Raw genomic sequence first — 7,784 nt, forward strand, 5'->3', positions numbered from 1 at the left:
CGCTGCGTTGGAGTCGGCATAATCCGATTGGTCTCACAGCGTACAGTCTCCCTCTTGCCAATTGAAGGGAGGCTTTCATGTTGATTGATTTGTCACGAGTTGGGGTTTCGGGTCCGCTTTCGGCATTCGCGACTGGGTTTGCCGACCACATGACACGAGAAGGCTATAGCCCGCACCAGGCCCGCATTCAGTTATTGCTGCTAAACCACCTGAGCAATTGGCTTGTGAGCGAGGGGCTCGATGCAGGGGAGCTACGCGCAAAGGAAGTAGAGCAGTTTCAGCTCAGCCGTCGTGAAGCAGGTTACAGCTTTCTTCGCTCTATCAGAGCGATGCAGCCGATCCTCGGTTACCTGCGCGGTCTTGGGATCGCACCGGCGGCTTTGTCGCCGCCGGCCAGCGGAGTGCTTGAAGCGACCCTGGTGCGATACCGGGGCTACTTGATACTTGAACGTGGCATCAGGAATGCGTCGGCGTCCCGGTATATTGAACTGATGCGTCCCTTCCTTCAAACCAAGGTCTTGCCGGACGGCCTTACTCTGGACCTTCGAAGCCTGACGGCAGCTGACGTCATTTCCTTTGTGGTGACAAACTGCCCCCGCCTGAGCCCTGGGACGGCCGGGCTGACGGTGTCGGCCCTTCGATCACTACTCGGTTTTCTTCACGTCGACGGCGCTATCGATCGGTCACTAGTGTCTGCGGTACCGACCGTTCCCGGTCGGCGATTAACCGGATTGCCGAAGGGATTGGCCGCTGACCAAGTGCAGCGCCTTCTGGCGTCCTGCGACACCAGCACCCGAAGTGGCTGCCGTGACTTCGCGGTCCTGACCATGCTTGTTCGCCTGGGCTTGCGGGCAGGCGAAGTCGCCAAACTGCAACTTGAGCACATCGATTGGCGAGGCGGCGAGATCGTGATTGCCCACAGCAAAGGCAATCGCTCCGAACGACTGCCATTACCTGCAGATGTCGGCGAAGCAATCGCGGCTTACTTGCATCACGGCCGTCCCGCAAGCGCGCAAGGCCGAATGGTGTTTGCACGGATCACAGCTCCGCATCACGCTCTCACCACTGGCGCGGTAACGCAGATTGTTCGCCACGCTGGCGAACGGTGCGGCTTTGAACGGATCCATGCTCACCGGCTGCGTCACACCGCAGCGACTCTGATGCTACGCGGCGGTGCATCGCTGCCCGAGATCGGACAACTCCTGCGCCACCGCAACGCCATTACGACATCGATCTATGCCAAGGTCGATCGCGATGCTCTGCGGTCGATCGCTCGCCCCTGGCCGGGTGTCGTCGCATGAACGCTCTCCGCAAGGCTCTCGCAGACTACTTTGTGGTTCGCCGCGCCCTCGGCTTTAAGCTCTATCGAGCCGAGAAGCTCCTCGGTCAGTTTCTCACCTTCGTCGAGGATCGCGGCGAAGATCATCTGACAACCGAGGCGGCGCTCGCTTGGGCGACACTCCCTAAGCGCGGTCGAACCTGGGCGTTTGCCCGGCTTTCCGTTGTTCGCCGCTTCGCTAAACACCTGCGCGGGATCGTCCCCGCGACCGAGGTGCCCCCGACACACTTGCTGGTGCAGCAAAAAGGCCGAGCCACCCCCTACCTATATTCGGAGTCGGATATCGCGGCTCTCATCGCCGCAGCCGGGACGCTGCGGACACCGCACCGAGTGGCGACATTTCGGACATTGATCGCTTTGCTTGCAGTGACCGGAATGCGGGTTGGGGAAGCGATCGGCCTCGACCGCGACGATTTTGACTCCGTCATTGGACTACTCACCATTCGGAACGCAAAGTTCGGCAAGTCTCGCCAATTGCCGCTGCATCCGAGCACCGTGGCTGCACTGGTTGATTATCTGCGTCGAGACGACCGTCCGAAAAACTCGTCGAATACGCCCGCACTGCTGGTCACTACGGTTGGCACCAGGTTCCGCTACATGGGCGTCCAGCCCGTCTTTCGTCAAATTGTGGATGTCGCCGGCCTCAAGCCGCGCTCTGCCTCATGCCGTCCGAGGCTGCATGACCTGCGGCATGGATTTGCCGTCAATACCATCCTTGACGGATATCGAGATGGCCGGGAGCCGGGGAACCGGATCGCGTTGTTGTCGACCTACCTCGGCCACGTCGATCCTGTCAGCACATATTGGTATCTCTCAGCTGCGCCGGAGTTGCTGACGCTGATTGGTGATCGTTTGGAGCGGCACCTCGGAGGTGCCGCATGACCGCACTTGCCCCAACCCTGCAAGCGTTCTTCACGGAACGCCTCATCCGCCAGCGCCAAGCTAGTCCCCATACACTTGCGGCCTACCGGGACACGCTGCGGCTGCTGCTGGTCTTCGCGTCCGCGAGGAAAGACGTCGAACCATCGAAGCTAGACATCGACGATCTTGATGCGCCGCTCATCGGCGCCTTCCTCGACCATCTTGAGAAGCAGCGGGAGAATAGCGCGCGCACTCGCAACGCTCGACTTGCCGCCGTCCGTTCGCTGTTCCGGTACGCAGCGCTTCGACATCCCGAGCATGCCGCCATAATCGAACGCGTGCTTGCCATTCCACGCAAGCGTTTCGACCGGAGGATCGTCACTTTCCTGATCGAACCGGAACTCGATGCGCTGTTCCGCGCACCCGACCGCTCGACCTGGACCGGGCGGCGCGACCATACCTTGCTTACGCTCGCGGCCCAAACGGGCCTGCGTGCGTCAGAATTGATCGGCCTTCGCATCAGCGATGTTCATCTCGGCACTGGCGCCCATGTCAGTTGCATGGGGAAAGGACGGAAGTTGCGGATCACACCAATTACCTCGGGTATGGCCGCCCTCCTGCGTGTTTGGCTCGCCGAGCGCGCTGGTCAGCCGACGGAACCACTTTTCGTCACCCAGTCGGGGACGTCACTCAGCCGTGACGCCGTCGAACATCGGCTCGCCAAATACGTTCAGATCGCCACCCGCGCCTGTCCGTCGTTGGGACAGAAAACCATCAGCATGCATGTGTTGCGTCACAGCGCCGCGATGCGACTGCTGCGGGCAGGAATTGAAACCTCAGTGATTGCACTTTGGCTCGGCCATGAGCAGGTCGAAACCACCCACATCTACCTACACGCTGATATGGGAATCAAGGAACGCGCACTGGCCGCGACAGCTCCAACGGTCGCCACTCCCGGTCGTTTTCGACCGAACGACAAGCTTCTCGCATTTTTGGAGGCACTGTGATTATGCCGACTCCAACGCAGCGATCGCCGCCGCCAGAGCCCGTTTTGAGCCAATGGTCGGCATAATCCAGAAGTCGGCATAGTAGAGGTTATGCCGACGTCGGCATAACCTCTACTCGATCACCACCAACCAGGCGGCAATCATCGCGCTGTTTCGCGTGGTCAACCGGTACGTCGGCAACCTCGCACCGATGCCGGGCGTCTTTCCGGACTACAAGGCGCCGATCGTCCGGACCGGAGCCGAGGGCCGCGAACTCGCGACCGCGCGGTGGGGTATGCCATCCTCGCAACAAGCCCTGATGGAAGCGACCAAGAAGCGCGCCGCGAAGCTGGAAGCCAAGGGCAAGCCGGTCGATTTCAAGGAATTGCTGCGAATGGAGCCGGACAGCGGCACGACCAACATCCGCAACGTGACGAGCAAACATTGGACCAGGTGGCTCGGCGTCGAGAACCGCTGCGTGGTGCCGTTCAACAGCTTCAGCGAGTTCAACAAGACCGAAGGTGGCGACATCTGGTTCGCGCTCGATGAGAGCCGCCCGCTCGCCTGCTTCGCCGGCATCTGGACCAACTGGACGTCGGTCCGGCAGGTCAAGGAAGGCGAGACCACCAACGACCTCTACGCGTTCCTGACGACGGAGCCGAATGCCGAGGTCGGCGCCATCCACCCCAAGGCGATGCCGGTGATCTTGACGACAGAGGAAGAAGTTGAGAACTGGATGACCGCGCCTCCGGACGAGGCCCTCAAGCTGCAGCGCCCGCTTCCGGACGGGTCGCTCCGGATCGTCGCCCGGGGCGTAAAGGAGGATCTGGCGTCAGCCGGCTGAGCAATCATGAATGATTTCGACTCCGACCCCGAACGTCAAGCTAGAGTCAAGATCGTGAAGAACGCCGTCGCCATCACTCGCATGGAGGGAGGGCAGCCGTCAGCGTATTGCCTGGAGCAACTCGCACTGTTCGAGGCCGGCGAGATCTCGGCGACGGAAATGCGCGACCGGGTGATCTGTCGCGCCCGGGAAAGAAGCAATGACTGAGGATAATTCGTCGTATTGTTGAATGATCGGTACGTTGTCCATCTATTGGCGGTGCCGTGGTCCGGGAATGGGGAAAGCCCGCGGCGAAATATTGTATCCTCCACACATGACCGCGCCCGGCCCAGTGCTTCACCGCAAGATCATCCACGTCGACATGGACGGTGCGCCGTGAAGGCGCGAGAGAGGTGAAACATGACTTAAGTAACATCTCTTACGCTCGCTGATTTCCTACCGACGGCTGAAATGTCGTCTCGACTGTAAGAGCGACAGTCGAAAGGGGGCTGAAAAGCTCGACCGGGCGTCGCCGGTCGGGTGCCATAAGCAGATCAGCCTTAACTGTATCGGATGCGAGCCACCACTCGCGGGCCGAGCTACCGCAGTGTCTATGGCGAGACAACGAAGTGAGCGCCGGAAGCCTCTGTATTTATCGATAACGCCTCCTCAAGTGTGATGGCACTGGAGGTAACGCGATTAGAAGCGGCAGGGCTCAGTCCATCTCTGCTGCTGGACACGTGCAACGTGCCCGAGACAGGAACGGCTCTCTCAGCCCTGTCTCCAGTATCGCCAGGGGTAGAGCTCACCGCCTAACGGCACAAAGGTTGGAGATCGGAACACGGGAACTCGGATCGTCTGCCCGGCACGGAATCGGGCTAGTCGCGACGGCAGAAGATGGACGACACCGAGGGCGGAGCTTTCGTAGTAGTCAGGGCGCGGGAAAGCCGCGCACGCGGCGAAGGAAAGCAGGAAGATGATAGGTCTGCATGACGGGGAAGCAATCTGTGGACATGGATTATCAGGCCGATGAGGCTTGGGTACTCGACGTTCAACGCAGGCTCTATCAGCAAAGCAAGGCAAATCCCGACGAAACGTGGCGGGATCTATGGGGTTGGCTTACTGACGACCGCATGATCCGACACGCTTGGCGGCGCGTCTCTACCAACAAAGGTAAGCGCTCCGCCGGCGTCGACGGGATTACCGTGGATCGCATCCGGCAAAGGATAGGTGAGCGGACGTTTCTTGAAGGCATTCGGCAGGAATTGCGCTCCGGCACATACCATCCGAGTCCTTCAAGGCGGAAGCTCATTCCCAAACCCGGTAAACCGGGGCAATTCCGGCCCCTGGGCATTCCCACGGTAAAGGACCGCGTCGTTCAAGGCGCGGTCAAAGCAGTTCTCGAGCCAATCTTCGAGGCGCAATTCTGGCCTGTCTCTTACGGGTTTCGTCCCGGCAGAAGCACGCACGGCGCCTTGGAGCATATCAGGCAATCCCTGCAACCGCGAAAGCGGGATCAGGATAGCCGGCGGCACCGAATGCCGTATAACTGGATCATTGAGGGCGACATAAAGGGCTGTTTCGACAACATCAACCATCACCATCTCATGGATAGGCTGCGCACACGCGTGGCCGACCGGCGGGTCGTGAGGTTGGTCGGAAAGTTTCTGAAAGCCGGAGTTTTGGCGGAGGATCAATTCCTGCGCACAGACAACGGCACGCCTCAAGGTGGGATCATCTCCCCGTTGCTTGCCAACATCGCGCTTAGCGCGATCGAGGAACGTTACGAGAGATGGACGTATCACCGGTCAAAACTCCAGGACCGCCGCCTCAGCGATGGGGCAGCGGCGGCACGAGGAGCACGGGGTCGGGATCACAAGGCAGGACGCTGCGTGTTCTTCCCGATCCGATATGCCGATGACTTCGTTGTTCTAGTGTCTGGGACAGAGGATGATGCCATCGCAGAGAAAGAAGCGCTGGCTAACTACCTGCGTCAGACTACTGGCCTCGAACTGTCACCGGAAAAGACAACGATCACGCCGGTAACAGAGGGATTCGAGTTTCTCGGATTCCACGTCGCGATGCGATGGGATAAACGATACGGATATTTTCCCCGTGTCGAAATCCCTAAAGCAAAAGCCGCTGATCTGCGTCACAAGATCAAGGTACTCACAAAGGTCAATACGAACCTAGTGACACTCGGTCAGAAACTCGAAGAACTGAACTTCATCCTTCGCGGCTGGGCTGGCTATTATCGCCACTGCGCCAGAGCGGGCAAAGTGTTCACGGCTATTGATTGGTTCGTAACACGCCGCATCTGGTGTTGGCTTCGCAAGAAGTACCGGAAAGCGCGGGCACGCGACATGATGCGGTTTTTTGGACCGAGCAGTCGCCGCCCGACAAGGCGTCTTTGGCGAGAAGGACCACGCGAGCAGTATGTTCTCGCTTGGACTTCGATAACCCGATTTCTCCTTGGTTGGATGAAACCGCCTCCTTTTGCAATATCTTCTGGAGAGCCGGATGCGTACCGAAAGGCGCATGTCCGGTTCGGCGAGAGGCGATAAGAAACCATCCGCCGTAAGGCGGAATTGGCGCTCATCGCCTACTCTACCCTTCTATGCGTCGGTCGAGCAGCGGGACAACCCGGATCTTCGAGGCAAGCCGGTCGCCGTCGGCGGATCGCAAGAGCGTGGCGTGGTCGCTGCGGCGAGTTACGAAGCCCGCAAGTTCGGCGTCCGGTCGGCCATGCCATCAGTGACGGCGAAGCGGCAGTGTCCGGACCTGATCTTCGTGAAGCCTCGCTTCGAGCTCTACAAAGCGGTCTCGCAGCAGATACGTGAAATCTTCGCCGAGCACACGCCGATCATCGAGCCGCTGTCGCTCGACGAGGCCTACCTCGACGTGACCGAAAACCTACAGAACATTCCGCTGGCCCGGGACGACGCGCTCGCGATCCGGGCCAAGATCAAGGAGGTAACCGGCCTCAACGCCTCCGCCGGCATCTCCTACAACAAGTTTCTGGCGAAGCTCGCTTCCGACCACCGTAAGCCGAACGGCCAGTACGTCATCACGCCCGAGATGGGACCGGCGTTCGTCGAGGCGCTGCCCGTCGGCAAATTCCACGGCATCGGGCCGGCGACCACTGCGAAGATGAACTCGCTCGGCCTCCACACCGGACTCGACATGCGCAATCAGACGCTGGAGTTCATGCAAGCCAACTTCGGCAAGGCCGGCGCGTACTACTACTGGATATCGAGAGGCGTCGATAATCGCGAGGTCCGCGCGAACCGCATCCGGAAATCCGTCGGCGCCGAGAACACGTTCTCCAGCGACCTCACCGAATTCGACGCCATGGCCGCCGAACTGCAGCCGCTGATCGACAAGGTCTGGCGACATTGCGAAGACAAGGGATCTCGCGGTCGAACGGTGACGCTGAAGGTCAAGTTCAACGACTTCGAGATCATCACGCGCAGCAGGTCGATCCCCGTCGCGGTAGCGAGCCGCGGCGACCTCGAACGGCTGTCGATCGCCCTGCTTCAGAACGAGATGCCCGTTCCCAACCGGTGCGCCTCTTGGGGGGTTCTCTTTCTTCATTGCAAGGCGACGACCAAGAGGAATCGCAACTTGGTCTCCCGATTTGAGGCGAGCAGCAGGATCAGGATTTCACGAGCGGACATCTCCAGGTGACCACGCGATGTCTGTTTGGGATGCAAGCGGACATCGTATATTGCCATGCCAACTACTTCACGCCGCGAATTCGGTCTTCGTCTCGTGG

At 59.9% G+C, this 7,784-nt stretch carries 6 protein-coding genes and 1 pseudogene; all 7 read left to right on the forward strand.

Annotated features, from left to right (window positions below; translation table 11 throughout):
• The first annotated feature begins 77 nt into the window (after window positions 1-77).
• The 7 genes and pseudogenes from ABSE61_RS35195 to dinB all read left to right on the forward strand — a co-directional run bounded on the left by ABSE61_RS35195 (window position 78) and on the right by dinB (window position 7,650).
• A complete protein-coding gene (locus tag ABSE61_RS35195; RefSeq protein ID WP_423875772.1) occupies window positions 78-1,301 on the forward strand; it encodes a site-specific integrase in 1,224 nt (407 codons plus the stop codon).
• Window positions 1,298-2,221 carry a tyrosine-type recombinase/integrase gene (locus ABSE61_RS35200; RefSeq protein WP_423875773.1) on the forward strand — a complete coding sequence of 308 codons (924 nt, stop codon included), beginning with the start codon at window positions 1,298-1,300 and terminating at the stop codon, window positions 2,219-2,221. The genes ABSE61_RS35195 and ABSE61_RS35200 overlap by 4 nt, the downstream gene beginning before the upstream one ends.
• Window positions 2,218-3,207, forward strand: coding sequence for a tyrosine-type recombinase/integrase (locus ABSE61_RS35205; protein ID WP_423875774.1), 990 nt, complete (start codon window positions 2,218-2,220; stop codon window positions 3,205-3,207). Before ABSE61_RS35200 ends, ABSE61_RS35205 begins: the two co-directional genes overlap by 4 nt.
• Window positions 3,208-3,325: 118 nt before the next feature.
• On the forward strand, window positions 3,326-4,030 hold the full coding sequence (locus ABSE61_RS35210; protein ID WP_423875776.1) for an SOS response-associated peptidase: 705 nt from the start codon (window positions 3,326-3,328) through the stop codon (window positions 4,028-4,030).
• Between the two features lie 6 nt (window positions 4,031-4,036).
• The gene (locus tag ABSE61_RS35215) at window positions 4,037-4,237 is read left to right on the forward strand and encodes an antitoxin VbhA family protein (protein ID WP_423875775.1); all 201 of its coding nucleotides are present in this window, start codon (window positions 4,037-4,039) and stop codon (window positions 4,235-4,237) included.
• 785 nt (window positions 4,238-5,022) lie between these two features.
• Window positions 5,023-6,573 carry a group II intron reverse transcriptase/maturase gene (ltrA, locus tag ABSE61_RS35220; RefSeq protein WP_423875777.1) on the forward strand — a complete coding sequence of 517 codons (1,551 nt, stop codon included), beginning with the start codon at window positions 5,023-5,025 and terminating at the stop codon, window positions 6,571-6,573.
• Window positions 6,548-7,650: pseudogene (gene dinB / locus ABSE61_RS35225) on the forward strand (DNA polymerase IV). Before ltrA ends, dinB begins: the two are co-directional and overlap by 26 nt.
• Window positions 7,651-7,784: the final 134 nt, after the last annotated feature.

The organism is Bradyrhizobium sp., assembly GCF_049519115.1.
In the GTDB taxonomy this organism is placed as follows: Bacteria; Pseudomonadota; Alphaproteobacteria; order Rhizobiales; family Xanthobacteraceae; genus Bradyrhizobium.